The sequence below is a fragment of the Pseudomonas sp. R4-34-07 genome, from assembly GCF_003852375.1.
Lineage (GTDB): Bacteria > Pseudomonadota > Gammaproteobacteria > Pseudomonadales > Pseudomonadaceae > Aquipseudomonas.
Genome location: NZ_CP027760.1, coordinates 5047015 through 5072904 on the forward strand (window position 1 = coordinate 5047015; position 25890 = coordinate 5072904).

At 48.1% G+C, this 25890-nt stretch carries 19 protein-coding genes; 11 read left to right on the forward strand and 8 right to left on the reverse strand.

The window, feature by feature from the left end:
- Positions 1–97: 97 nt before the first annotated feature.
- The 8 genes from C4J85_RS23240 to C4J85_RS23275 all read left to right on the forward strand — a co-directional run bounded on the left by C4J85_RS23240 (position 98) and on the right by C4J85_RS23275 (position 10981).
- The gene (locus C4J85_RS23240) at positions 98–790 is read left to right on the forward strand and encodes a hypothetical protein (RefSeq protein ID WP_256657815.1); all 693 of its coding nucleotides are present in this window, start codon (positions 98–100) and stop codon (positions 788–790) included.
- A gap of 493 nt (positions 791–1283) precedes the next feature.
- Positions 1284–2477, forward strand: a complete 1194-nt coding sequence (locus tag C4J85_RS23245) for a DUF262 domain-containing protein (RefSeq protein ID WP_124410803.1) — start codon at positions 1284–1286, stop codon at positions 2475–2477.
- Complete coding sequence (locus C4J85_RS23250) at positions 2477–4087, forward strand: ATP-dependent endonuclease (protein WP_164487603.1); 1611 nt, start codon at positions 2477–2479, stop codon at positions 4085–4087. Before C4J85_RS23245 ends, C4J85_RS23250 begins: the two co-directional genes overlap by 1 nt.
- Before the next feature lie 688 nt (positions 4088–4775).
- Positions 4776–5750 carry a hypothetical protein gene (locus C4J85_RS23255; protein WP_124410805.1) on the forward strand — a complete coding sequence of 325 codons (975 nt, stop codon included), beginning with the start codon at positions 4776–4778 and terminating at the stop codon, positions 5748–5750.
- A 254-nt stretch (positions 5751–6004) separates the two neighbouring features.
- Complete coding sequence (gene dndB / locus C4J85_RS23260; protein ID WP_124410806.1) at positions 6005–7087, forward strand: DNA sulfur modification protein DndB; 1083 nt, start codon at positions 6005–6007, stop codon at positions 7085–7087.
- Complete coding sequence (gene dndC, locus C4J85_RS23265; protein ID WP_124410807.1) at positions 7084–8610, forward strand: DNA phosphorothioation system sulfurtransferase DndC; 1527 nt, start codon at positions 7084–7086, stop codon at positions 8608–8610. Before dndB ends, dndC begins: the two co-directional genes overlap by 4 nt.
- On the forward strand, positions 8607–10619 hold the full coding sequence (dndD, locus tag C4J85_RS23270; protein WP_124410808.1) for a DNA sulfur modification protein DndD: 2013 nt from the start codon (positions 8607–8609) through the stop codon (positions 10617–10619). The genes dndC and dndD overlap by 4 nt, the downstream gene beginning before the upstream one ends.
- On the forward strand, positions 10616–10981 hold the full coding sequence (locus C4J85_RS23275; protein WP_124410809.1) for a DndE family protein: 366 nt from the start codon (positions 10616–10618) through the stop codon (positions 10979–10981). The genes dndD and C4J85_RS23275 overlap by 4 nt, the downstream gene beginning before the upstream one ends.
- Before the next feature lie 371 nt (positions 10982–11352).
- On the opposite strand, the gene C4J85_RS23280 is transcribed toward C4J85_RS23275, so the two are convergent.
- The 3 genes from C4J85_RS23280 to C4J85_RS23290 all read right to left on the reverse strand — a co-directional run bounded on the left by C4J85_RS23280 (position 11353) and on the right by C4J85_RS23290 (position 14307).
- Positions 11353–12150, reverse strand: coding sequence for a hypothetical protein (locus C4J85_RS23280; RefSeq protein ID WP_124410810.1), 798 nt, complete (start codon positions 12148–12150; stop codon positions 11353–11355).
- Between the two features lie 418 nt (positions 12151–12568).
- Positions 12569–13789 (reverse strand): DGQHR domain-containing protein, encoded by a 1221-nt coding sequence (locus C4J85_RS23285; protein ID WP_256657816.1) that lies wholly within the window; start codon positions 13787–13789, stop codon positions 12569–12571.
- On the reverse strand, positions 13786–14307 hold the full coding sequence (locus C4J85_RS23290) for a hypothetical protein (RefSeq protein WP_124410811.1): 522 nt from the start codon (positions 14305–14307) through the stop codon (positions 13786–13788). Before C4J85_RS23290 ends, C4J85_RS23285 begins: the two co-directional genes overlap by 4 nt.
- Before the next feature lie 779 nt (positions 14308–15086).
- Between C4J85_RS23290 and C4J85_RS23295 the strand changes: the two genes are divergently transcribed.
- Both C4J85_RS23295 and C4J85_RS23300 read left to right on the forward strand, forming a co-directional pair.
- Positions 15087–15338, forward strand: coding sequence for a hypothetical protein (locus C4J85_RS23295; protein ID WP_177413575.1), 252 nt, complete (start codon positions 15087–15089; stop codon positions 15336–15338).
- Positions 15339–15456: 118 nt separating this feature from the next.
- Positions 15457–17247, forward strand: a complete 1791-nt coding sequence (locus tag C4J85_RS23300) for a TIGR04141 family sporadically distributed protein (protein ID WP_124410812.1) — start codon at positions 15457–15459, stop codon at positions 17245–17247.
- Positions 17248–17525: 278 nt separating this feature from the next.
- On the opposite strand, the gene C4J85_RS23305 is transcribed toward C4J85_RS23300, so the two are convergent.
- The 5 genes from C4J85_RS23305 to C4J85_RS23325 are packed head-to-tail and all read right to left on the reverse strand — an operon-like array spanning position 17526 to position 24910.
- A complete protein-coding gene (locus C4J85_RS23305) occupies positions 17526–20576 on the reverse strand; it encodes a type I restriction endonuclease subunit R (protein ID WP_124410813.1) in 3051 nt (1016 codons plus the stop codon).
- 9 nt (positions 20577–20585) lie between these two features.
- Positions 20586–21731 carry a restriction endonuclease subunit S gene (locus tag C4J85_RS23310; protein ID WP_124410814.1) on the reverse strand — a complete coding sequence of 382 codons (1146 nt, stop codon included), beginning with the start codon at positions 21729–21731 and terminating at the stop codon, positions 20586–20588.
- Positions 21728–23242, reverse strand: coding sequence for a class I SAM-dependent DNA methyltransferase (locus tag C4J85_RS23315; protein WP_124410815.1), 1515 nt, complete (start codon positions 23240–23242; stop codon positions 21728–21730). Before C4J85_RS23315 ends, C4J85_RS23310 begins: the two co-directional genes overlap by 4 nt.
- The gene (locus tag C4J85_RS23320; RefSeq protein ID WP_256657817.1) at positions 23235–23414 is read right to left on the reverse strand and encodes a hypothetical protein; all 180 of its coding nucleotides are present in this window, start codon (positions 23412–23414) and stop codon (positions 23235–23237) included. Before C4J85_RS23320 ends, C4J85_RS23315 begins: the two co-directional genes overlap by 8 nt.
- Positions 23411–24910 (reverse strand): class I SAM-dependent DNA methyltransferase, encoded by a 1500-nt coding sequence (locus C4J85_RS23325; RefSeq protein WP_124410816.1) that lies wholly within the window; start codon positions 24908–24910, stop codon positions 23411–23413. The genes C4J85_RS23320 and C4J85_RS23325 overlap by 4 nt, the downstream gene beginning before the upstream one ends.
- Positions 24911–25597: 687 nt before the next feature.
- On the opposite strand from C4J85_RS23325, the gene C4J85_RS23330 reads away from it, so the two are divergent.
- On the forward strand, positions 25598–25858 hold the full coding sequence (locus C4J85_RS23330; protein ID WP_124410817.1) for a DUF6124 family protein: 261 nt from the start codon (positions 25598–25600) through the stop codon (positions 25856–25858).
- The last annotated feature ends 32 nt before the right edge of the window (positions 25859–25890 follow it).

A 25890-nucleotide genomic window follows, 5' to 3' on the forward strand; every position in this document is an offset into this window, starting at 1 on the left:
AACCATTTCTGGAACCCACTAAACACTACATAGTGATACTTTTATCTAAGCACCAATGGAGACCGGGGCCAGCAACCGCTCAATCCAAAAGCGCTACTTGACGCTGCTCAACGCGCCAAAGACCGCTACAATCTCAGAAATGTTTTCATTGCGAGATAATGCCATGGACGATGACAGCCAGAGCACTCTTGACCCTTTGCTTGAAAATATCCGGTGGCCATCCGATTTTATTGGGCAGCAACTTTTCATCCAAGGGGAAGACTGGCAATACAACGCTATGCTGAACTGGTCTCACTTCCGAGCTGATCTCTACGCCTTCGCATATAAAGACGCTGCTGATGGCTTGATGGAAGCCATGGCAAATCGAAAAGTGCCACTTGATAGCGGAATCTATCCGCTGCTGTTCTTGTACCGACATGCTCTGGAGCTACAGCTTAAGCTGATGCTGACGACAGCTCGTAACTTAGCAGGCCTAGAGGCTAGAAACTATGAAAAACATTCATTGATGCCAATGTGGTCGGAGTTACGCAAACTGCTTAAAGAGCTCGGCCCGAATCAACCGGAAACCGAAGTCAGTGCGGTTCACGGCTTTATTCGCCAATTAAACGACGTCGATCCGGATTCAATGGCGTTTCGCTACGCAACGACCAGATATGGTAAAGAGCACCTGTCCGACATTACGCACATCAACATCCGGCACTTACGGGATGTGCTCGATAGCATCTTCCTTTGGCTCAACGGCGCGTATGACTGGCTCGGGGAGATGGAGTCCAATCAGCCAGACTACTGAAGGATTGCTACCCAGAACCAGCGTTGACTCGGTTTCGTCAGCAACCCATCATTTGTTTAGTAGGCAGGATCTGAGAGCTAGCCCCCCCCGGGGAGTGGGAGCATTGGCCAAAACGGTCAGTTGAATAAGGCCGATTCCAGCCAGTAGCTGTCGTCCAGGCCTAAAGCAGCTACCGTCCAGAATCGGGCCTCAGCCAAAGCACTAGTTTCGGTCAGTACCCGTCACTCAAGGCGCCTACGAAACGTGCGGAAATTCAGATAACATCAGCGCACACAAAAATTCATTCTGCGTATCATTCAGGACAGGACGTCATGTTAAGCATTTCCAACGGACTTAAAACCTTCAGACCAGGCAGAGCCAGACCGGCGCGCGACGACTATTGTGCTCACATGATATTTAGCAATCTTCGCCAATTCACGCCACTTTATAGTTAACACTGTACATCCTTCTAGCCAAACACAAAGCTGTCATCCGTGACATTTTAGGAGAAGAAATGAACGTCACACCAAGAGATGAAAAAATAAAAAGCGTTTTTGATGACATTATCTCAGATAACATCGATTTGAGACCTGACTTCCAGAGAGGAGAGGTATGGGACTCAAACAAAAAAAAATTATTGATAGACTCAATCTTCCGCGGATGGCAGGTTCCTCCAATTCACTTGGTACGTATAGATGCGCATAAAGCAGAAGTTCTTGACGGCCAACAACGACTAACAGCCATTCGAGACTTCATGCAAAATAAGTTTGCAATGGATGGTGCAATTGAACCCTTAGATGACGATATTGTTGAGTTAGGAGGGTTAAAATATTCTGCTTTACCTGAAGATAAAAAACTAGAATTCCAGCGGTACCTGCTAAAAATATATGAAATCACCCATTACAACCATGGTGAACCCGGCGAGTTATTTCATCGTCTCAACCAATCAGTAAAACTAACGTCAGCTGAACAACGCAATGCTTTTTTCGGCAGCATAAGAGATCAGGTTTCATCGTTGGTTTCCTACATGGCAAAACAGGGGATCGACAAAACAGTTCTTGGATTTTCCAACTCTCGCATGGCGTATAACGATCTACTGACAAGGGTTTGTTTTATTTTAGAGAATTCAGGCCTAAGAACTCCAATCAGCGACCGCTCACTAACCGCGAGATTTAGAAACAAGGAAGGGTTTTCTCCAGAAATCACAAACGCAGTCAAAGGCGCAATTGACTTCCTTGTCCAAGTCAAAGAAAACTTAATATCAAGCGAAGATGATATAAATTTGACAAAGGCCTCGTCATTTAACTGGCTGTATCTTTTAGCTAGCGAATTGATTGACGGAGGCGATTTACACGATGAGCAGTTCTTCAGAGGCTTTATCTATTTAGAGCTCGCAAAAAATAAAGTAAAAAACAACTTACAAATTGACAAGAGCATTGCGGATTATTTTGGCTTTGACCGAGGCTCTCTGCGTGAGCTTTTACTTCTATATATCGAGCGATCATCATCACGCGTAACATCCACAAGTTCCATCCTAATTCGCGATATGGTTATAAATATCAGCCTAGCCTTATCAGGCTATAAAAATTGTTCTCTATACCGAGCGGAGGACGAAACAATCGCAGCTATTATAGAATCAATAAGAGATGGCAGCGATGAAATAAAAACGCTAATCGAGGATGCTGCAGTAAAATGGAGGATGGAGTAATGAGATTAGCAGCTATCAGTGATGCTTGGCGCAATGTATTGAAAATTGATAAATACCCGTGCCGCCTTTTGGACATTAAAGCTCGTGGTATCTCTGGATTCAAAAGCGAAGTCGACCTAAACTTCAAATCTGCAATCACCGCTATATGCGGAAAAAATGGTGTTGGAAAAACCACTTTAATAAAATTCTTATATTCCGCATTCAAAGATGGTGACGTTACCGGGGCCCATAGCAAATTCTCTGATTCTGATTTTGAGGCAACCATTGTTAAAAACAGCAAGGTTTGCTCCCCAGAGGACACCATCCTTGGTGGTTTCAGCGCCTATTACTTGGAACCCTCACGGGAGTGTACCAGGATCATAGAGTATTTAAGGAGCACTGATAATGTGGAAGAGCTTCTAGAGGGAGTTGACGACAATCGCTCTTTCAATGAACCTAAATTCAAGTCCATGATTGAAAATCTGGTCGGAAAAAGTTATCAAACACTAGTTTTCTATGAGGTGCCTGATGCAATGCCACACGAGTATGGATTCCCTTTTCCTTACTTTAAGGTAGTGCTCCCTAACGGTTCAAGCTATACAAATACCGACATGGGGATGGGCGAACTAGCTTGCTTATACGTCGCATGGTTTATTTATCACTATATAGAACCAAAAAGCCTGCTATTCATAGAAGAGCCTGAGAACTTTATTTCGGCGTACAGCCAGCTACGCTTAATGGATATGATTGCAGACCAATCGTTCGCTCAGAAGCTATGGGTCATTTTATCAACTCACTCAGAGCACATCCTGTCCAAAGTGGGTATAGATAACATCAGAATTTTGTCACAATATTGTATGGAAAACCGTTCGGCCATCTCTAATCCCAAGCATGTAAAGAAATATCTTTCAGCATTGGGGCTATCCAGCAACACTCTAGGCATTTACATTGTAGAAGACGAATTAGCAAGATTTTTCCTTGAGTACATACTGGACAAAATGGATCCAGATATGCTCACAGACTTCTCTGTAATTCAGATGCGTTGTGATTCTAATATTGAAAAAATTGTGAAGCATTACGAACCTACGCCGAGCCCGCCATTTGAAATCATCGCAGTTCTAGATGCAGATCAATCAGCAGAAATAAAGCCGCTATCCGGAAAACATATTTACACAACTGCACTGCCATCAGCACAAAAACTCACACCAGAACTTGAGATTTGGACAGTTTTAGATTCCCATATAGATGATATCGCGCAATGGCTAGATATTGGCGCTGATCGTTTGAGAGATGCAATTGAAGACGCTCGCCATGGAGATCATCACGATCGTTACGCAAAAATAGCGCAGGCGTGCAGAAAAAACAAAAGGGATCTTGTCGATGCAGTACTAAGAAAGTGGTATCAGTTCCCGGAGAACCAAGCCCTTGTAATGAAGTTCTACTTGGCGATAAAACTTCGAAAAGAAAACTGTGCGGTGCAACGAGTAGCCGAGTCTCTTGAAATGGAAATTATTGCACCTAGCTTTACGACGCACTTGGAAAAAGATCAATGCAATGTGAATTGCGCAGAGCACTCAAAACCTTATTTCGAGGCCAGGATTGGCTTTGATGGTGCACATTTTTTTGCGTAACTTAAAGGATTGACACATGCACCAGCCCTATATAGGTGGAGTTCGAATTCTCTACAGCCTCGATGCGCCCCTAAAGCTTTTTGCAATTACCCTTTCACCTGCGTACGGGGTATCACGCCTTGCGGGATTAACCGGTTACCGCTTTAGCGGGTAATTGATCGGTCTCACGCGCCTGCTGTGTCAGCAGGCGCTTGGGGACCGCCCCCAAATAAACATACGGGTGATGACAATTCCGCCGCATCGACTAAATCAAACTCGTAAGCGGTCCCACCCGTTTTCCATTGCACAGTGATCCGTGAAAGATTCAGTTTCACGTCCGAGAGACTGCAGGCGATCTCAGCTCAATTGTGCCAATGAGTGCGGCCGTGTGATAAAGGTATCGCAACTACGCCAACCCAGCGTTTCCAGCTGTAATCAAGTGCTTTACTAGTGGCTTAGCTTTTGTCCACCAGATCGCGCTGAGCGACAATCTACGCGTGCGGCCTACCCATTACCGGCGGGCTTTTCACTGCAGTACGTGGGGCCCAACTTCGAAGCCAAGTAGCGCGTTTAGCGCTCGAAGTGACCTCATAGAGGCGTAGGTCGAAATCACCAAAAATGCCATTATGTATTCTGGAAGGTGCATATGAACTGCAAGTCCAGCTACGTAATACGTCCGCAAATAGCCATATTAGCAGAGTCATAAAAAATGAAAAAACAGCAAATCCGTATGCAGATACCAAACACGCCGGAAAATCGTGCGCATTTAGAGTTCATACGGCAATGGAGCCAAATGATCCCGACCCTTTTTTTCTTGGATCTCTGCACAATCAGTCACATCAAAAAATCGCTCGAACGCGACTCTGATGGAGCTCCGCCTGAGCCTAAGTCATTGGCCTGGCTGAGGAAGAATGATCTGCCGCACAACGGTTTTTCGTACCTACCCGCTCTCATGGAAAAAGCTAGTGATGCTCAGAGCAATTTCGATGTTGAAGGATTAACGCAGGAGGCTATCCGCGATTTGACAGCCTTGAAAGGCTTTTTCAAACAAGCCCGGGTTCTAGAAGATATTGACCTCGCCTCCAAGTATATATCGACTCTCAAAGGCATACACCCGGAGATCTTAGGTCCTAGCTATCACGATTTTTTGAGCTTCGTTAATGGGCTACGGATTTTCAATGCTATCGCGCCGGCCAAAAGGTACAAGGCGGCCCAAAATATTTGCGAGAAGGCTGCGAGCCTCAGCATTCACAAGGGGCACCCGTTGATTTTGGCGTCTCTTGCGTGCATTTACGGCTGTGTAGCCGCGAAAAAAGTGCTCAAGTTCAAGGACGACCCTGCTGATTTTAGCCCTAGCAACGCGCTGGGTGATGTGCAAGTTATTCAAAGGGTTGGGCAACTCACACAACTGATAGAACAAAATGAACGAGAATTTGCTAGAACTCAATTCGTGACCGATGACAGGCACCTGCAGGACTTCTACAAGTTCTTTTTTGTCAATGAGGTAGTCTCGGAGGAAGGGAATGACTCAACGTCCATAAAATACGAAATGACGATCCAGGCAAATATGCTATTTCCAGATCTTTTCGATGAGGATGGCTTCGCTAAAGGTGAAGCCGAAAATGAAGAGATCCTGAAAATATACGCCCTCGTGGGTTTCCCTAATGAGGCAAGCGCCACCTAATTGTTTAGGTGATCTGTTCAGTAGGTTTCATTTTTAACCATCTGCCGAATTCACCGACCCGATCCCAGCTTCTCGACTTGAAAATACGTCGGAATCATCACCTTCAGTGCTGGAGTTCGGCAGGCGTTTCGGCGAGTCCATACGCTGGATTGGTACAATGAGCCGCTTACCAAGACTTAAAAGCCCTTTTGGTATTGCGTGTACGTTAAAATTATGCAAAATAACGTACTTCATTGGAAAAAGCATGCAGGCTCATGAGTATCTACGTTCATTCTTTTCCCTGCGTTAGAGGAATACAGGCCGGGAGGCCATGCTACATAGCAATGTGCCCTATGCGTCTTGTACCCAAAATATTCATTTTCAATGAAGAAAATGTGCCTGCGGACCTGCGCGCCCAGCGCACCCTGAACCTTGCAAGGGTTCCTGAGATTTCAGCGTATTTGCTTGACAATCGCGACGATTACACCCTATCCGCAATCACGGCTTCTGTGGATGGCGTTGTCCATTTCAATCCCGCTTTCGATACAGGCCTTGAGCAAAGCATTGGCACACTGACCATACCGATGGAGGCTCAGATACTAATCAATGACGGTCAGCACCGACGCGCAGCCATTGAGCAAGCCATTCGCGAGAATCCAGAACTTGGCTACGACAACATTCCCGTGCTTTTCTTCATTGATGAGGGCCTGAATCGTAGTCAGCAAATGTTTGCCGATCTCAACAAGCACGCTGTGCGGCCGAGTAACTCCATCAGCACGCTTTACGATCATAGAGACCAAATTTCTGATCTAGCTAGGTATCTCGCCAAAAATGTAGAAGTTTTTTCCAGGATGACGGAGCTAGAGAAATCTAGCCTATCACCTCGCAGCTCTAAGCTATTCACCCTCAGCGCCATAAAAAACGCCTCCCGCGTCTTATTGAAAAAAGGGAAAGGCGATTTCATTGCGCAGAATGAGCGGGAGCTCGCTAATACGTTCTGGGAAGAGGTTTCCTTGCAGATGCCCGATTGGATCAGAGCAAAAAACAAAGAGCTGTCAACGTCCGAATTACGGGACAATTACATTCATGCCCACGGCGTCATGCTGCAAGCAATGGGACTTGTCGGAGCTGAGCTGATTATCCGCAAGGAATCCGAATGGAAATCAACCCTCAGCCAGCTCCGTCATATCGACTGGTCAAGGGCCAACCCTGAATGGGAAGGCCGCGCGATGGTTCACGGTCGGATCTCCAAAGCCACAACGAACGTGGCGCTCACAGCAAGTCTTATCAAGAAAAAACTTGGCGTACCGCTGTCCACGGTTGAACGAGAGTTAGAAAACAGGTTTCCTCAAAAATGAGTAATGATCAATTTCTCTATCCATCGCACGATGACTTCGTCCAAGAAGCGATCATTTCTGGTAGGCCGTTAGCAGACGCTGTCCGTGAGCTTCAAAGCATTTATAAGGCCGATAATCGCCCCTGGGTAGTCGGTTTCAGTGGCGGCAAGGACTCTACCGTCATCCTTTCGCTCACATACTATGCCCTGAAGATGTTGCCCCCAGAGGAGCGCCATAAGCACGTATATGTCGTCTCCTCCGACACACGAGTAGAAACTCCTGTAGTAGTCGACATGATCCGCCAAGTGCTTGATTCAGTGAACGCTCAAGCAGTTGAAGATCAGATTCCGATGACAGCCCATTCTGTCACCCCTAAAGTTGGAGAAACCTTCTGGGCCAACCTCCTAGGTAAGGGCTACCCAGCGCCGACCAAGGCGTTTCGCTGGTGCACAGAGCGGATGAAAATCGATCCAGTTAGCGAGTTTATCAAGGACAAGGTAGCCCGGTTCGGTGAAGTCGTGGTGGTGCTCGGCTCGAGACGTGAGGAAAGCAACACGCGTGCGCAGGTGATCACACGCCACAAAATCGATGGATCTGCTTTGGGTCGGCATAGCACCCTGCCAAATGCCTATACCTATATGCCCATTGAGCTATGGCACGCTGACGATGTCTGGGAATATCTCATGAGTGCCGCCAGGCCTTGGGGGGGGTCCAATCGAGTGTTGTTTGAGCTGTACAAAGACTCCAACGCTGGCGAGTGCCCACTGGTAATCGACACCAATACACCATCCTGTGGCAACTCACGCTTCGGCTGCTGGACGTGCACCGTGGTGACTCATGACAAAGCGATCGAGGGTCTCGTAAACAGCGGCGAGGATTGGATGCTGCCGCTACTGCAGTTCCGCAACCAGCTGCATGCCAGCTCACTCCCCGAAAACAAAACTGAATACCGTAACTACAAACGTCGTACCGGGAAAGTGACCTTCGCGAGAGGGGCTATAGACGACGACACGAATGCTGCAACCAAACACGTGCCTGGCCCGTATTGGATGAAATATCGCAAAGAGTGGCTGAAGCTGCTTCTGGAAATTGAGAAAGGTATCCGTGAGACGGATCGTGATATCGAACTGATCGGCCGTGATGAGCTGCAAGTGATTCGCCAGCAATGGCTAAAAGACCCGAATGAGCCGGACTGGATTGATTCACTCCCTAAAATTTACGCCGAGGTCTATCCGGCGGATACGGTTGAGTGGATCAAGAATGACGCTGGCGCCTTCACTGAGCCCGATGCGGCCATCCTCAACGCATTGGAGCAGGAGCACGGAGTGCCGGCGGTCCTGATCATGAAGCTGATCGATACCGAATTATCATTCTCAGGCCTCTCACGTCGGAAAGGAATTCTGGAGGAGCTGCAAAAAATCCTGGAGCAAGACTGGGGGGGACTGGATGAAGCGCTGGAACGTCGCGCCGTACCTACAGTTAACGATACGTATAAGACCGCTTTCGAATCTCTGAAAGCCGAACTAGATGGCTTGTTGCAATGATTATAGATTCCCTTTCAGTACTAGATTTCCGAGTTTTTAGCGGAGCCCACGATTTTGATCTGGTTCCTAAGATCAAAAGAGGCAAAAACGCACCTATAGTTTTGTTCGGCGGTTTAAATGGCGGCGGCAAGACAACCATTCTTAGCGCGCTAAAACTTGCCTTGTATGGCAAAGGCGTACTTGGCTCTGGCGCAACAGTTGTCGAATATCACCAATATCTTCGTGACTGCATCCATAGAGCACACAACAGCATTGCCAAACCTACACGGGCGGCTGTCGAACTTACCTTCCGCTATGCGCAGTATGGAATCATCTCGAGCTATCAATTGACACGGGATTGGTTTGTTGATCATGCCGGCAAGATCAAAGAAGGCCTTATAATTTCTAGAGACGGCCAACACCTGACCGAGCTTTCATATGATCAGGCCCAAGCTTTTCTTAACGAGTTGATCCCGATTGGCGTATCTGAGCTGTTCTTCTTTGACGGCGAAAAAATCGCAAGCCTCGCTGAAGAAACATCCGGGGACGCGCTGCGAGAGTCGATCAACAAACTTTTAGGCTTGGACCTCATCGATAGGCTGCATTCTGACCTATCCGTGATCATCAGAGGCCGCTCAGTAAAAAAAGCATCTGAAGATCGCAAGCAAAAAATAGCTGAAGCAGAACGAACTTACGAGGATCTAAAGAGGCAGCTCTCTGATACACGCGAAAAACTTGTCCATATGCGTGTCAATACCGTAGAAGCTAACAAAAACCTGGCCAATATTGAGGCAAGTATTAATGCGCGCGGCGGTGCCTGGAGCGCTACAAGAGAGGAGGAAACGGCTAGTCTTGACTCACTGGTTATTGAGAAAAAGGCCATAGAGCATACTTTGCATGAGATGCTGAGTGGCTTACTGCCGTTTGCAATTACCCGGAAATTGAACGAAAAACTCCTCGATCAACTGGACTCTGAGCAGCGTGCCGAAAAAGCTCAGGTTCTTTCTGAATATCTGGAGCGTCAGAAAAATAATTTCCTGACAGAACTCGAATCGACGCTAAAAATCGGCAAGGAGCAACGACCTGCCCTTCAAGATATTTTCCTTAGGACATTCGGTTCAGAGCTCAGTAATAGCGATCGAAGCCTATCGCCGGTACATGAACTCTCGGACACCCAGCGATCCAGCATCACTCACCGCCTGATGAATGATGTGGGAGCGCTCCAACAACGAGCTACTGGTCTAGTGGCAAAGCTTCAGGACACTGATACCGGAATCGAATCGGCTAAAGAAAATATTGCCAGAGCTCCAGAAGAAAAAGTGCTGATGCCACTGTTTAACGAACAAGGGCAACTACAAGGGCGCTTGTCAGTTCTAGAAGAACAAAAATCTTTGATAGTTGAAGAAGCAAAGATGCTTCTCAATCAATTGTCCACTGCAGCACGTCAGTTAGATGAGCTATATACAGAAATTGCAGAGTCCCAAGAAGCAGAGCGTCTAACCGGTCTTGCGCAAAATGCAAGAGAAGTTTTAAGAGAGTTCTCTGCACGTGCTCGCATTGAAAAGCTCAAGGAGCTTGAGTCGCAATTTTTCACATCATTTAACGGTCTCGCTCGCAAAGCAGATCGGAATCTATGCATACAAATTGATCCGAGCTCCTTCGAGGTCGTTCTTATTGATGATGAAGGTGTGACGTTACGTAAGGATGAACTCTCAGCAGGTGAAAAGCAGATTTTCGCAATCTCTATCCTAGAGGCGTTAGCACGAACGTCGGGACGAAGCCTGCCAGTAGTAATCGACACGCCGCTTGGTCGACTCGATTCTGTTCATCGTAAAAAACTCGTAGAGAACTACTTCCCTAAAACTAGCCATCAAGTAATTATTCTCTCGACGGATACAGAAATTGATTACGCTTTTTATGAAGGGCTTCAGGGAAGTATTTCCCACTCTTATCACCTGGTATACAACCCAGAAACTCGATCCACTCAAGCCGAGGAAGGGTATTTCTGGCGATGGGTTAATAACGCATGAATAAATTTCCGCATAAATTTAAGATATCCAGTTCATCGACCGCAAAACTAAAATATCTGAAGTCCAAGACTGGTCTAACGCCTAACATTTTAAGCAGGTACGCAATCGCCCTTGCACTGGCCGATGAAAATGGCCTAGGCAATGCAAGCGTATCGGATTTAGAAGGACAGGAGTTTAATGCTCCGACCCTATTTGGTGAGCACTTGGATATTTACGAAGCGCTGCTCAGACAATTTACACATCAAAGCAATTTGGACTGGGATCCAGTCAGGCATGCGGCCTCTCTGATCGAGGTAGGCCTGCACAAAATGGGGCATGTGCGTTCTATTAAAGATGTAGCTTTACTAATCGGAAAAGTCTGAATCGGGTCTAGCGAGCGAGATAAAATCATTGCCTAACATCTAAAAGTCGACTTGATCTAACTTTTTAACAAAGGAACTCTTAGGTTTAATTTTGTGCGAGCAATCACAAACCTAAGAGTCTTAGCCTATCGAATCTCATAAATGCTACTCCTACGTTGAATTCGGTTTCGATTTTAATGCGTGCGCCTCCCAAGTCCCCAACCTATTAAATTCATCCTGCTACAGGCTATAACGCAACTCCCATACTGGAGTATAAAACGGGTGGGAATGACAAAATCAGCGACGCCGTTACACTTATTACAGCTCCGCATCCATATAACAACCAAGCACACAAAAAATAACTCACTCACAACGACTCAAATATTGACGCCTCAATTAAACACCAACTCCAACTGCATAAGATCCTCCAGCACTTCCACCCATCCATTATATTGTACATGGGTATACGCAAGCTCTAAATCTACGTCCTCCCCCTCCCAACTAACTGTAGGCACCAAATCCCGATGGCATATCATAATCAAAATCTGAATTGAGTACAAAACTAACCGACTACAAAGTTCTACAATTTCATTATCGACATGAGTCTCATCCTCCTGCTTAGTAACAGGCAGCCCAAACGAACCATGAGCCAACCTATTACGTAATTTATAAGCCATATAAATTCCCTGCCCCGCCAGAGACACATGCTCACCAAAATGGCCAACTCCTATATATTTGCCATAATGAGACTCATGAAATATCAAGGATTTAAGCTTATCCAGACAAGCAATATAAGATGAAAACCCAATATTAAAAGTTGCGTTATGCTTTAGAAAATAACAAGCGTTATTGATTTTTCCCGACGGATTAGCAATCAGCCTCCGAGGTATCGCCACATCGATAATAGATTCGACCGCTGACCAGATAAAATTAAATCTACACAGAGACGTTACGAGCCTACTTTCTAAGATCTCTTGGTGCTGGGAGAAATCATCCGCTGATTCACAATAGCCTAGAGTAATATCAAATCTTTCACGACTATAATTAACACTATCTACTCCCGAAGCAATCCCTAACATTGAGATGCCCACCAACCACTCTTCATCGTAATCAGATTCCATTCCGTGGACAAACAACTGGACTATGGCCGCACAATGAGCATCTATAGATTTCAAACTAAAACCATTCACGGCTCACCGTCCCTATCAAAACCAAACACCAGTAGTTTCAATTAGAAAAATAAAATCCGAAGTACATCCATACGGCAGTAGATTATAGCCTATAAAAATATAGACACTTTCGAATTACCACAAATTAAAACCAATGCTTATTCTCCGAAAACCAAAAACTCAGATTTCCTATATGATTACGCTACCAACTCTTCAGACACACAAACGCGCCCTCATTAATTCACAGTTTCAAGCGATATTTACTATTAAAAATCATATCAACCTCAAAACATATAACTCAACTTCTTAGCCATCGGATTTCGATCTTATCGGCAAGCTCTAGCTAAGAATCGATTACTGTGGGCGCAATATTGATTCGCCTAATGACTTAATAACGCTCAAATCAAACAACGTGATCGAGGCAAGCGCGCTAAATACATTAGTATTTCAATCCTATAGCATCCTTAATTGATCGCGCAATTATCGAGCGCCCAGAACCTGACGCATTTTTAAACTGTACGTCTGAAAAATCAATATTTCCTGCGGGCGTCAGGACTTTTATGAAATAATTGACACTGATATCCTTATTCTCCAAAGCACCTACAACCGTCAACCGAAGGAGATCCAGTAGAGCTTGTACCCCGATTGTTCTGGTAATAAACGATTCGTCTGTAGCCACACCCCAAAATACAGCATCGCAGGCGGCCAAGTAATTACTTACAATCTTATATATTAGAGCATCATTTCCTTGCAAATAAAGATCGCGCAATGGCGACTTATCCCTACGAAACTCTACCAGTTTTTCTCTAGAACTTTTTTTCCCTGTTAGCATGAAATTAGCGTCACGCTTAGGATTAGATGAAATAAGTCTAAGGATGCCCTCAACTATAACGGCCGTTGACACACGCCAAGAGCGACCTGAAGATAGCGCTAATAGATGTGCATCTTTTTTAGGAGCTATTAACACTCTGCCTTGTACAGGCGAACCGGCCTCGGTACTTAGTTTTCTGGTCAAAAAAACTGCAAGTTTTTCCGGGGTCCAAAACTCTGGAGTCTCATCATCAATATTATAGCCAAACTGCTCATAAGTCAGACTCTTATCGACCGGCTTTTGCGTTGAGTTGATTATAGCGAACAGCTGCGCTTGAAAAGGCAGCGGCAAATCTATGAACACTGCACACACTAAATCCATTTCGAGCCGCTCTGGGCTTGCATTTACGAATCCAAATAGACGGTGCTGGCCATCGATTATTGAGGCAGTTTTAGCCTCAGAAGGAATAGTGAGCTCATAGCCCCCATTTGCCCCTTCTGAAACAGACCATTCTAGTTGCTCGCTTCCAAACTCATCTTGCCCTTCATTATCCAATTCAAAATCTGATCGACTATTAGCTGCTAATATTATCGCATTGGGGAAGGCGGCATCAGACCGATTTATATAGTCCGTAATTGAGTCCAGTCGTTTTTCTTGTCTCTCTCGCTGGGTACCTTCTAGGTGGTAAGTTCCTGTCTCGCTAGAATAGACCGCTCGTAACCGTTCGCTTTCAGCAACTTGAAGTACTATCTTAGCGGGGAGCGATATAACATAAAAGACCCCAAGAGGTTGAAGGACCTGCAGTGCAGGCACCGTCAACGGATACGTAATTGCCTTATTCATTTTCATACCTTAAATCCATCTAAAGTGCCTGAGAGTGGAGTGCTCACATCTGCGGGCCCAGATGCAGCTGTAGGATCCGGCTCTAGGAAATCAGGATTCTTTGCGTTGGCTATCCACCAGCACCATAACGCAAGAGCTGAAAGGATGATTTCAACAACCAAACCAAATGGAGTGTACAACTGCAGAAATCCAATTGAACCGCATGCAACAACAAAAATCAGACAGAGCAATACACCTAACGCACGGAGCATTTTCGGATAATCCCCCATAATAAACTGCAGCATTGATGCACAGCCTAACGAGGGATAAAATACATTTATCGCAAAGCAGATAGTTTTAAAACTGGCTTCATCCGATAGAAGCACGTTAACTCGCACTATCTCCACCCATATTCCAAGGCCGCCAAAAAACAAAACACCGACAAAAAAGAACATCACGAAAGAAGGGTGCCCCCAGGGATCTTTTGACCGTGATGCAAGAGCAGCTCTAAATTGGTACCAATAATTGGTTTCATTCTCATCCATCGTCCGATCCATTCATCTATTTGGAACACTTAATCCATCGATCAGGTATGAATCGCACTGGATCGCTTACCGAAACTCCGAGACTATTTCTTCAAAGATGTTTGGTTTTTCCGCAGTAGTGCTTTAAGGCAGGGCATGTGATTCTCCTTGAAATTCGGCCTTCCGAGCGACTGATAGTAGCAACATACCATCACCTAAGGCTATATCACTCAGAGCCACTGAGCACTCCCGGCTTCAGCCTACTTGCAAGAACAAAAAAAACGTCAAGTTCCGGCTAGGAGGTCGAAAATGATGAGGGAACGCTTGGTTCGAAATAGCGAGAATGTGGCTCAAGGCCGAGATCCCGGTTGCTTGCAGGTGTTTCGGAGGCGTAAGAGGAAGCGAAGCAAATATGGCGCAGCGGATCAAACGACCTTCCGCTCGGAGCTACACAAGGGGGATTACTACCCGACTGAGGTCTAGCGCCCAACTGATCAGGAGCGGGGGCCTCCTCTATAGGGACGCGAATCGACTGCGTAGCCGGCGGCTAAAGAAGCGCTTACCACACATAAATATTCGCGGCATTTCCGGCAATGACCATTCTTGCCCGCACGATACTCTACTGGAACCTCTGAACAATCCTGGGCGAAGCAATTTTCAACTGAACGGTATTCCAACTGGTATTCCAGCCGAAAATAAAAATCGCGTTTAACGTCTGAAATCAAAAAGTTACCGCTGTCATTCAACTTACCCCGGCCCACCAAACAATCAAAAAAAGACGTCCACGGACGTCTTTTTTTGTGTCTGAAATTCCGAAAAATCAAGGGCTTAAGCGCTACTGGGCGCTGGCGAGGTTTTTTGAGTTCCAGCCGTTTGGGTATTCCAAGCAATCCGCTCCTACTTTTTGGAATACCAAAACGGTGTCAGAGGTAGCGCTCATGCCCGCTCCAGCTCTTCACCTTTCCGACCGCCAGCTCAAGGCAGTCAAGGCAAAAGACAAGGATTACGCCCTCAGCGAATGTGGTAGACCTATCCATGAAAACGAGTACTGACAGCAGCTCCAGTTCTAACGTAAGCTAAATCATGGCTATATGCCACGCACCAAATCTACGCAGCTATTCAGGCCAGAGATAGCAAAAATACCAGTCGCAAAGCTTAGGAGGAGCGTTGATGAGCACAGGAAAGCCCAAAAGGATTACGCTGAACGTTTACTTACTCAAAGAAGCACCAAATTCGGCGTCTTACTGGACAGAAAAAGATTTTATAGCGAGCCCTATAGGTCCGAACGGAAAGCCTAAACAAATTGGGACAGAACAGTATCCTCTTGGCCCTGAAGGGGAATATGGCACTCTCTTCATTCGAAAACCTTTTGTAGAGGCCGCTCCAGAATGGTTGAACTTCATTCAGAAGGACCTAGATGAAGGAGTGAAAACTTCCAAGTGGACAAATAAAAGCATCTCCGCCATTCTGATTGTGAAAAATGGCTCTCGCCAGTTTGCTATTTCTTTTGGATATGGGCGCTATCTGATTGAGCCGAGATTAATCGAGGATAGATTTGGTATAAAGGTCGTTTTAAACAGTGTATCACCCGACAAGATAGCATCAATTGATCGTCAGACATTCGACGCCTCCCCACGACTAAGCAGGACACAAACGATCAAAGCAGCATCTGTGTCAGATTATATGATTAATGCTGAGCAGGATTTGCTTCGCGGACTAGTAGGACACACAAAAAGCGCTTACTCAGATATTTTCGGAAAAATAATTGCCGGCATTGATTCATTCAAGGCATCCATAGCGATTGATCTCGCTGACTTAGGCAATTTCCTGCAACTGGCATTAGAGCGCTCCGCCTCAAAAGACTACCTCGCTAAAGATGTAGACGGACATCCCAGTGAGTTTTCTTGGGTTGAGAATTTAATCCCGGTTAAAGACAAAGATCTTTCCGAGGCTCTCGACATTCAACTTTGGGATTCTCTAAGTTCTAATCAAACTAAAAACATGTGGCTCGCCGTACCGGATCTAATTGACTGGGCCTCCGTTACAGGATTTGCTTACAACCGAACCCCTGACAGTAATGATATTGATCCCGTGCTAGACTTGGGAAGATTTCTTTCTACGTTTAGGAAAGGTGCAACGTTAGATACGCTAAAGCGACGCGAAATTTTTCTGATTCTATCAAGCGGCAGTCCGCCAAAACCATTCCCTGCATTTAAATGTCTGTATGCGGAAGTCAAGAATCATGCAAATTTATATATTTTAAATGCAGGAAATTGGTTTAAGGTAGAAGCATCCTTTCAGACGGCAGTGGAGAAGTATTACGCGGAGCTACCGAGAAAACAGTTCGCACCACCTTTTACAGAGTATTCGCACGCTGGAGAAGGTAAGTACAATGAGTACGTTTGCTCCCAAGCGCAGAGTTCCCATGCAATGCTCGACAGACAAATGATCAAATTTGGTGGTAGCTACGATAAAATTGAGGTCTGTGACATTTACAGAGTGAAAACTCAAGACGAACGGGGTGAGTTTATTCATGTTAAACGCGGTCGTGGCTCATCGACGCTAAGCCATCTATTCGCGCAGGGGATTGTTGCCTCGACTCTCATGGTAAGAGAGCCAGACTTTGTAAGAGACGTAAATTTGCAACTGGCGAAAAATAAATTCGACCCAATTCCTGTTAATTTCGAAGCGCGTGGCAATGATGTTATCTATGCCATCATTGATGGGCCCGCATCGACAGTTCTAGATATACCTTTTTTCAGTAAGGTAACACTACAAAACTACGGAAAGACCATCAACTCTTACGGCTACGGGGTAAAGTTGTTGCATATTCCGGAATCTGCCGCTCACCTTGCTAGTGTCGCCCAGAAAGCTGCAGCAAAAGCTTCCAAAAAGAAAACAACAGTTACAAAGAAAAAAACAGACCGCAAGAAGACCGTCCAGCCAAAATCCGGAGTTTGACTTGAAGTGCCTGTTCGCAATGGCAAAAAGCCCTCTCTCAATCAGAAAACGCCCCTTTACTTGTTCAAAGCGGGCGTAGTGATCGGGGAGGCTTACACGTCTTTCTTCGTGAAGCGCAGCTTTGGGTCGAAAATTGCCAGTTGTGACCCAAAGCTGCGCCTCAAAGCAGATGTAAGCATGCATTTCGTCGATGCAATGTAAGCGCTTCCTAAATCCCACCGTCTTCAAAGTGGGGGCGCTTAGCTAACTTCATCGCACGGCCGTACGTCATCATCGACTTAGTAATGTTCTTCAATATAGGCGTATGCCCTTTTAAACAGGTCCTTGTCTTTGCTTAGGCCAAACTGCGCCAGGGTCAGCATCAGTGCTTTCTGGATTTCGCGTGGACCACTGTTGGAGTTCTGCCAGCCCTCAAAGCGGGTAGCGTTCACAATTTTGTCGATCTGCTCGACCACATCACCAATCAGCTTCGGCGTTGTTTCCGGGCGGGTTTCCAGGAAGAGTTTGGTCAGCGCCTGCTTGTTGTCTGCCTCCGTTACCACAGGGTCACCGGTTTCACGCTCGGCCTGCACCGTATCTTTGGCGGCATCCAATAGGCCCTTGAGCCAGTCGATGGCCTTGATTACACCCGCTTCATATTCTCGGCGCAGTTTCTCCAGGCGCTCGCCCAGCTCGACGAACACAGCCTCGCCATGGCCGCGCAGACGCCCCATCAAGTCTATTTCCAGTCGGCGGGCACGTTTTTCCTGCTCTTTCTCGGTCAGGGTGAAGATTGCGTGTTCATCCATGATTAACTCATCGATGTCATCGCGTATGCGACTGATATCGGTGTGCTCGTGAATCATCTTAATGGTCTCGGGCCCTAACGCGGCCCAGACCAGCGCCCCCGTTTGACCAACCGGGCGTACTGATTCATAGATTTGCGCCAACCATTTGTAATCCTGGCGGTAGGGTGTCAGGAAAGGGTCGGGGTTGATGGCCGTCCAGAGTTTGGCCAGCACGCCAAAGGCTGCTGCAAACTCATCGCGTTTTTTATTGTCCGGCAAGCATTCCTGTGCGGCCAGGATACCGTCGAAACCTGCCAGGGTGCGGTCCACGTTCGGGAAGAATGCCAGACACAGCTTCAACTGCTCTGGCAGCAATTCCTTGAATTTCTCGATTCCTTCGACAATCCCATCGATCTCTTCCGGGTTATAAGCCAGCGCCGTGCGCAGGTTTTCGAATACACCCAGATAATCGATGATCAAGCCCATACGCTTGACCACCCCGTCCGCCTCGTACAGGCGGTTGGTGCGGCACATGGCCTGCAACAAGGTGTGGTCGCGCAGCGGTTTATCCAGGTACATGCAATAGCAGATCGGCGCATCGAAACCGGTCAGCAGCTTGGCGGTCACAATCAGCAATTGCAGGGACTGTTTCGGGTCTTTGTAGGTTTCCAGCAGGTTTTTCTGCGCCTGCTCTTCACCATCGAATTTCTGCCAGCGCTCAAAGTCGGCTTGCTGGATCGGTAGATCGAGCTCTTCCTTCCACTTGTTCCAGTCCTTGTTGAGCTTGCCGTTCTCATCCTTCACCGGCGCCTGGTCGAGATTCATAACTACCTCTAGTGCGTCGAAACCCAGCTTGTTACCAAGTAGGTAATACATCTGCACGCAGGCATCGCGGTCATAGACCACCACCATGGCCTTCATCTTTTTCGGCTGCACATGGCTGGTGAAGTGTTCGGCAATGTCGGCGCTGATGGCCTCCATGCGTTTCGGTGCCTTGAGCATCACGGCCAGCTTACCGGCGCGTTTGGACAGGACGGATTTTTCGTCCTCGTCCAGGTTGTTGTCTTTGACCAGTTGCTCGAACTCTTCATTGATCGCCTCACGGTCGACCCGCAATTCGGCTAAACGGGGCTCGAACTTAACCGGATTGGTGGCACCGTCGCGGATCGACTGCTTGTAGCTGTAGCGGTTCATATAGCGGCCAGGGTCCTCATCGGCGCCGAACAGCTTGAAGGTGTTGCGCTCGATGCCGGAGATCGGCGTACCGGTCAGGCCGTAGAAGTGAGCATTGGGTAGCGCCCAGCGCATCTTTTCGCCCAGACCGCCTTCCTGGGTGCGGTGGGCTTCATCCACCAGTACGATGATGTTGTCGCGATTGTTCAGGCCATCCGGGTTGAGTTCATCAACCTCGACATCCTTGAACTTGAAAATGGTCGTAATCAGAATCCCGCGGCTGTCTTGCTCGATATGTTCACCGAGCTTTTTGCAGCTCTGCACCTTTATCAGGTTTTTCACATCGGCACCGCCGAAGGTCTCGCTGATCTGGCTGTCTAGGTCGCGGCGGTCGACAACGATCAGCACGGTAGGGTTTTTCAGCTCGTTGTCGGCACGCAGCATCTTGGCCGCGTAGAGCATCAGCAGCGACTTGCCCGAACCTTGGAAGTGCCAGATCAAGCCTTTTTTCGGGTAACCCTGCTTGACCCGCTCGACAATCTGCTTGGCCGTCTCGAACTGCGGGTAACGCGGCAGCAATTTGATGCGTTTGGGCGGCATGTCTTTACCGGTTTTATGGGTAGAGAAAAGCGCGAACGAAGCCAGCAGCTGCAGCAGGGTTTGCGGGTTCAGCAGCCCTTCAGCGCTCGCCAGCACGGAGGCCAAGGTGGCAGGAATATCTTCGCGCTGATCAGTGTGGTGCCAGGGGCCCCAATCCTTGACCCGGGCATTGATCGCGCCGTAGGCAAAGGTTTTGCCCTCGCTCGCGAAGCACAGCAGGTTGGGCACGAAGAAGGCCTGCACATGCTGCCAATAGTGCTTCTTGCCGCCCATAAAGTCAGCGGCACCGTCTTGCCAACTGACGCTGGGGCGAGTGGCGCTTTTCACTTCACCCACCACCAGCGGGATGCCGTTTACATACAACACGATATCGAAGAACACCTCGCCAGCCGCAACATAGTGCACCTGCTGGGCCACCACAAAGTGGTTGTTGCCGAGGTTTTCGAAGTCGATCAGATTGATGGTGACATGTTCACCATTCTCACCAAAGGCCAAGGTTTTTTCGGCCAGCAGCCACGCTTGGAAATTCTCATTGGCCCTGACCAGCCCGCTATGCGGAGCCTCCAAAAGCACTCCGCGGAGCTTGTGAATCACATCATCGGCATAATCTGGCTGTTTTTCAATGGCTGGGTTTAACGAACATAACGCGTCTTTTAGCCACTCATCGACAAATATATCCTGCGCCTTCTTGGGCAGGCTCTCGCCGTGGCAGTAAGTCCACTTTACCCCGCTTAAATTTTTTAAACGGTCGATAATTCCATTTTCGGTGACGGTTTGCTCACTGAACATTTCCCACCCCTAATTATAAATAATTCTCGAAAAACCCTTTATTAGAGATACCAACTTGACTCGCCCTTCTTCAAGCTCATAAAGGTAAGTCTCTAAGGCATCTAGAGCGGAGCAAATCTTCTTCAACTCTAATTCAGGAGGAAAAGGGACTTTAAGTTTAGCTGTATTTTTTGTACCAATGTGCTTAATTTTTGTGCCAGCGGCTATTGCTAAAAAACCGCCACTACGATGCAAGTAGGTAAGAAGCCAATACAAACACCTAGGATCCACAAGCTCTTTTTTCGCTCTCACACGTATCAAAGTATTTTGATAGCAGTGGTTTTCGGGAAGGTTGTAAAAAGCTGAATCTCCAACATCGCCAGACTCTCCACCTTCGACCAATATAATATCGCCAACCTCGAGCTTAAATACAAGCTGCTCTTCCGGTGTAAAGTTCATTTCCAGAACATCAGCCAGATTAATCTTCCCTCTCTTTACATTTGCTGGCCTTAGGTATGGAAGTATATTCTCTCCAGTCATGTGAGCAGGACTTCTCTGCCTCCCACCTTTTATATCGGATATTTCATCTAGACTTTTCATTGGCCATATTGCACGCGGCGACAATGACTCAATGAGAAAGGTATTAAACAGCTTATTTGCTGAAATCAATGCGTCATCTTGGCAACGAATGAGATTGGCAGCTTTCTCAAAGGCAGATTTTAAGCGTTTAACCGTTGAACTCCCAGGCCTTGGCATAGTAAAACTTGCGAGCTCCTTGAACTTTGTTCTAGGAGATAACGAGCCTGTAGATTTTTTAACGGCCCACTCCCAAAACTGATCCGTTTGCAAAATCACATGAAGTATTTCTGAAGCAGGCTCGGACATTTTTTTATCCAAGACAATTATATCTCCGGAACACACGCCATCAAACTCAGCAATGGCAGCCTTCCTAAGGTAAGAACGCCGTTTCCCTAAGAGAATTTGCCCTTTTGTAAAAATACGCGTAAAGCCAACCTTATCTTCTGATATCAACCCCCAGCGATTAATTTTTAATGATCCTGAATCTAGGTGCTCCAAACCAATGTAACGTTCAAAGCCGTCCGCAATCGGATCTTTAGTAACTTTCCTAACCTCACAACAAATATCACCAAATGTTATAAATTCACTTCTACTCATTGCCTTCCAACCTCAAACCCTAAAGCCGCAAGGCTTTCAAACAACTTAATTTCACGTTTCTTCAACTGCAAACGACCAACTTTCCAAACTTCAACGTTATGCTCAACATCATTAACCTCACTATCACTGTTCAATTGCACATAGAGCGGTATCGATAAACTATATTGGTTCTCGTGAATAGTCTCGATATCCACTAGCGCGGTAATGGCCGGCAGCTCGCCCGGCGCGCAGTAAGCTTCGATCAGAACAGCCAAGTCGTCATCCGAAAGTCGGCTATGGGCACGCTCACGGGTGACATGCTCGACGCCATTGATAAACAGGATCTTGCCTTTGCGCTCAGTGGGTTTGTTGCAGTTGAGCACCACCACGCAGGATTCCATCGGCGAGTTATAGAAGAGATTGGGGCCAAGGCCAATCACTGCTTCGATAATGTCCGACTCGATCACCTGCTTACGGATTGCCTGCTCCGAGTCGCGGAACAGCACACCGTGGGGCCAGAGCATGGCGGCGCGGCCGGTATCGGGCTTCAGGCTTTTAATAATATGGGTGTAAAAGCCATAGTCGGCGCAGCCCTGGGGCGGCACACCGTAAAAGTTACGGCCATAAGGGTCGGCAGCGAACTTGTCGCGGTTCCATTTTTTGATGGAGTACGGCGGGTTGGCGAAGATCACGTCGAACTGCTTGAGCTGGTCGTTATCGATAAACTTGGGCTCGGCCAAGGTATCGCCGCGCAGCACTTCAAACTCTTCGATCTCGTGCAGGAACATGTTCATACGGGCGATGGCGGAGGTAAGCAGATTCACTTCCTGGCCATAGAGTTTTACGCTACGCCATTCCTTACCTTCGTCCCGAAGGTCCATCACCGCGTTGAGCAGCATACCACCAGTGCCGCAGGTGGGGTCGTAGGCAGTTTCACCGGGTTTGAGACCCATGATGCGGGTCATCAGGTGCACCACGGTGCGGTTGGTATAAAACTCGGCAGCGGTGTGGCCGGAGTCGTCGGCGAACTTCTTGATCAGGTATTCGTACGCTTCGCCCAGGTCGTCCTGGCCCACCGACTTGATGCCCAGGGGAATCTTGCTGAAGTGCTGAATCAGGTCGACTAGCAGGTGGTCGGGTAGACGCTCTTTGTTAGTCCACTGGGCATCGCCGAATACGCCGTGCAGGCGTTCGTTGTGGGTCTCGATCAAGCGCAGGGCATTCTGGATGGCTTCGCCGATGTTCTTGCTGGTATGGCGTACCTTTTCCCAGCGCGCCTCCTGGGGAATATGGAAGCGGTGAAACATGGGCATGACGGCATAGTCGGCATCGCCCTCGTTGACTTCCATGGCCTCGACATACTCTTCCAGGTAAACGTCGGACAGGCGTTTATAGAACAGTAGCGGGAAGATGTACTGCTTGTAGTCGGAGGCGTCGATCTGCCCGCGAAGAAACTCGGCCGCTCCCCAAAGGAGGTCTTCGAGTTTCTTCTTGCCATGTTGGGAGGCTTGGTTTTTCTGGTACTCAATCATTCTTACGAGTCTTGTCTGATAGCTGATGAGCAAGCTGGCTCAGGTCGGCGAGGCGTTTGTCTGCTCCGGCGGCATCTTCATGTTGGCGCTGCTGGTGAAACTGCTCGTACTGCGACTCCGCGTGTTGCTTGATGAACTGCGAGGTGTTGCTGTCGGCGCTATCCGTGCTCATAGCTCAAACCCTTCCTTGATCAGCAGTTCTTCCAGCTCCTGCTCGGCCTGCTCCAGTGCAGCCAGTTTCTGCTGAAAGTCTTTCAGCGCCTCTTCGACGCTGATGGTTTCTTCTTCCAGTGGCTTTTGCACATAACGGGCAATGTTCAGGTTGAAGTCGTTTTCGGCAATTTCACCCAGTGGCACCCAGCGCGCTACGCCTTCCAATGCTATGGCAGAAGGGCCTTGCTGATACTGCTCTAGGTAGATCTGGTAAATCTGATCCGCCTGGGCATTGCTCAGGGTGTTTTGCGCGCGGCCTTTGGTGAAAATCTCCTCGGCATTGATGATAAGCACATGGTCACGATGCTCATCAGGGCGCTGCTTGCGCAGCAACAGGATGCAAGCCGGGATAGCGGTGCCGTAAAACAGGTTGGGCGCTACGCCGATAATGGCTTCGATGCGGTTTTCTTGGAGCAGGCTGGTGCGGATTCGGCCCTCTGCCGCACCACGGAACAGCACGCCATGGGGCAGCACAACCGCCATTCGACCATCAGCATTGAGGGAGGCGAACATGTGCTGTACCCAGGCAAAGTCACCGTTTGTTTTCGGGGCCAGGCCGTGACTGTTGCGGCTGTAGGCGTCCGCCGCCCATTGTTCATGACCCCACTCACTGAGGCTGAAGGGCGGATTGGCGATCACACAATCAAAGGTTTCGAGCCGGTCGTAGATCAGAAACTTGGGCTCACGCAGGGTATCTCCACGAACAATCTCAAAGTCTTCCTGGCCGTGGAGAAACAGGTTCATGCGGGCAATGGCTTCAGTGGTCAAGTTCTTTTCCTGACCTTTGAGTTTCAGCAGCCGGGGATCACCCGCGTTTTCTCGAACGTGGTGAATGGTCTCCAGCAACATGCCACCGGTACCGCAAGCCGGGTCATAAACGCTTTCACCCGCTTTGGGGTCAAGAATGTTGACCATCAGCCGCACAATGGTGCGCGGGGTGTAGAACTCACCGGCTTTCTTGTTGGCTTTGTCGGCAAAGCGCTTGATCAGGTATTCGTAGGCGCGACCCATATCGTCGTTACGAACGCTGGCAACCCCGAGATCGACTTTGTTGAAGTGGTTGAGCAGCGTGGCTAGCAGCTCATCCGGCAAGCGTTCTTTATTGGTCCAACTGGCATCGCCGAAGATGCCATGCAACTGGGTGTTGGCTTGCTCTATGCCTAGAAAAGCGTCCTTAAGTGCCTTGCCGATATCGTGGGACCTGGCAAACACATCATCCCAATGGCTGCCAACAGGAACCTGGATGCGATGGAAGATTTTCTCGCGCGCCAGCTCCGCGCTCCCGACCCTGGCCAGCACCTCTTCAAACTCTTCGTCATATACATCGCAGATCCGTTTGAAGAATAGGATCGGGAATATGTAGGTTTTGTAATCGGAGGCATCGATGGGGCCGGTGATGATGTGTGCGGCATGCCATAGGTGCGCTTCAAGGTCTTTTAATTTAATCAGGGTCATTTTTACTCGAAAAAATCTTGAGCAGCTGTTCGGGTAGCCTGCTCCGCTGGCAGGCTAGAGATGGGGCAAGTGTACTGGATATCATTGAATCGAAGGTCCGCATGTCGAAACTACGGAGGCCTTAGCGCTGTGAGGGTGGAAGCGCTTCAGCTTAGTCAAGACAATTGGCAGAGATATCGCTGAGAATCTCAGCAACCTGCAGAAGCCTCTGGTATTCCAAAAAGTATTCCACACAAATCTCAAAAAAGAACATTACCTGTCAAAATCAACAATTTAAAATCCTGTTCAAATTACCCCGGTCCACCAACTCGAAGCATCGACAAAACCCGCCTTGTACGGGTTTTGCTATTTCTGGGCCTTAAAAACCCCGGCAGACCGGCCTTCAGAATTTTCCTTCAACATGCAACGCCCTCAATGAACTGGCACACCCTCCTCCATCACGCTACCTTTCCCACGTCGCTGCTCATCAGCGATCGGCTTTGACAGGCCGAAAAGTGTAACCTTTCACACCCCTTGGTAAGACGGCATGCTCTACGCATTCCGCCTCGTTCATGGTGGCTGTGCGTGGGGCATCTTCGGGTGCGCCGGGTTCCTACACTTCCGGTCTGTCAACCCGCGTACAGCTGCCACCCAATCCTGTTTGACAGCAGGGGGCGGTAGCTCCTTAAACAGTGTGGGAGCTTCATCATGAAAAAGATCACCCCCAATCCCCCAACAACCCTCTTCACCCTCGCCCCAGACATCCCCGCCGAAACCCTGTTGGTCCAAGCCAGTGAAACCCTCGCCTCGCTGAACGCCATGACCACCGATCTGGCCTTTGAACTGGAAGGCTCGCAGCGCCAAAAGCTGCTGGGGGCTCAGCAACTGATCGTGCTGGGTGAGTTGCTGCTGGAGCGAATGCTGGACGCTCAGTTATTCACCATGCAACCACTTGGCGAAAATCCATAAAACATTCCCGTCAGTTGAACAACCAACCCGTA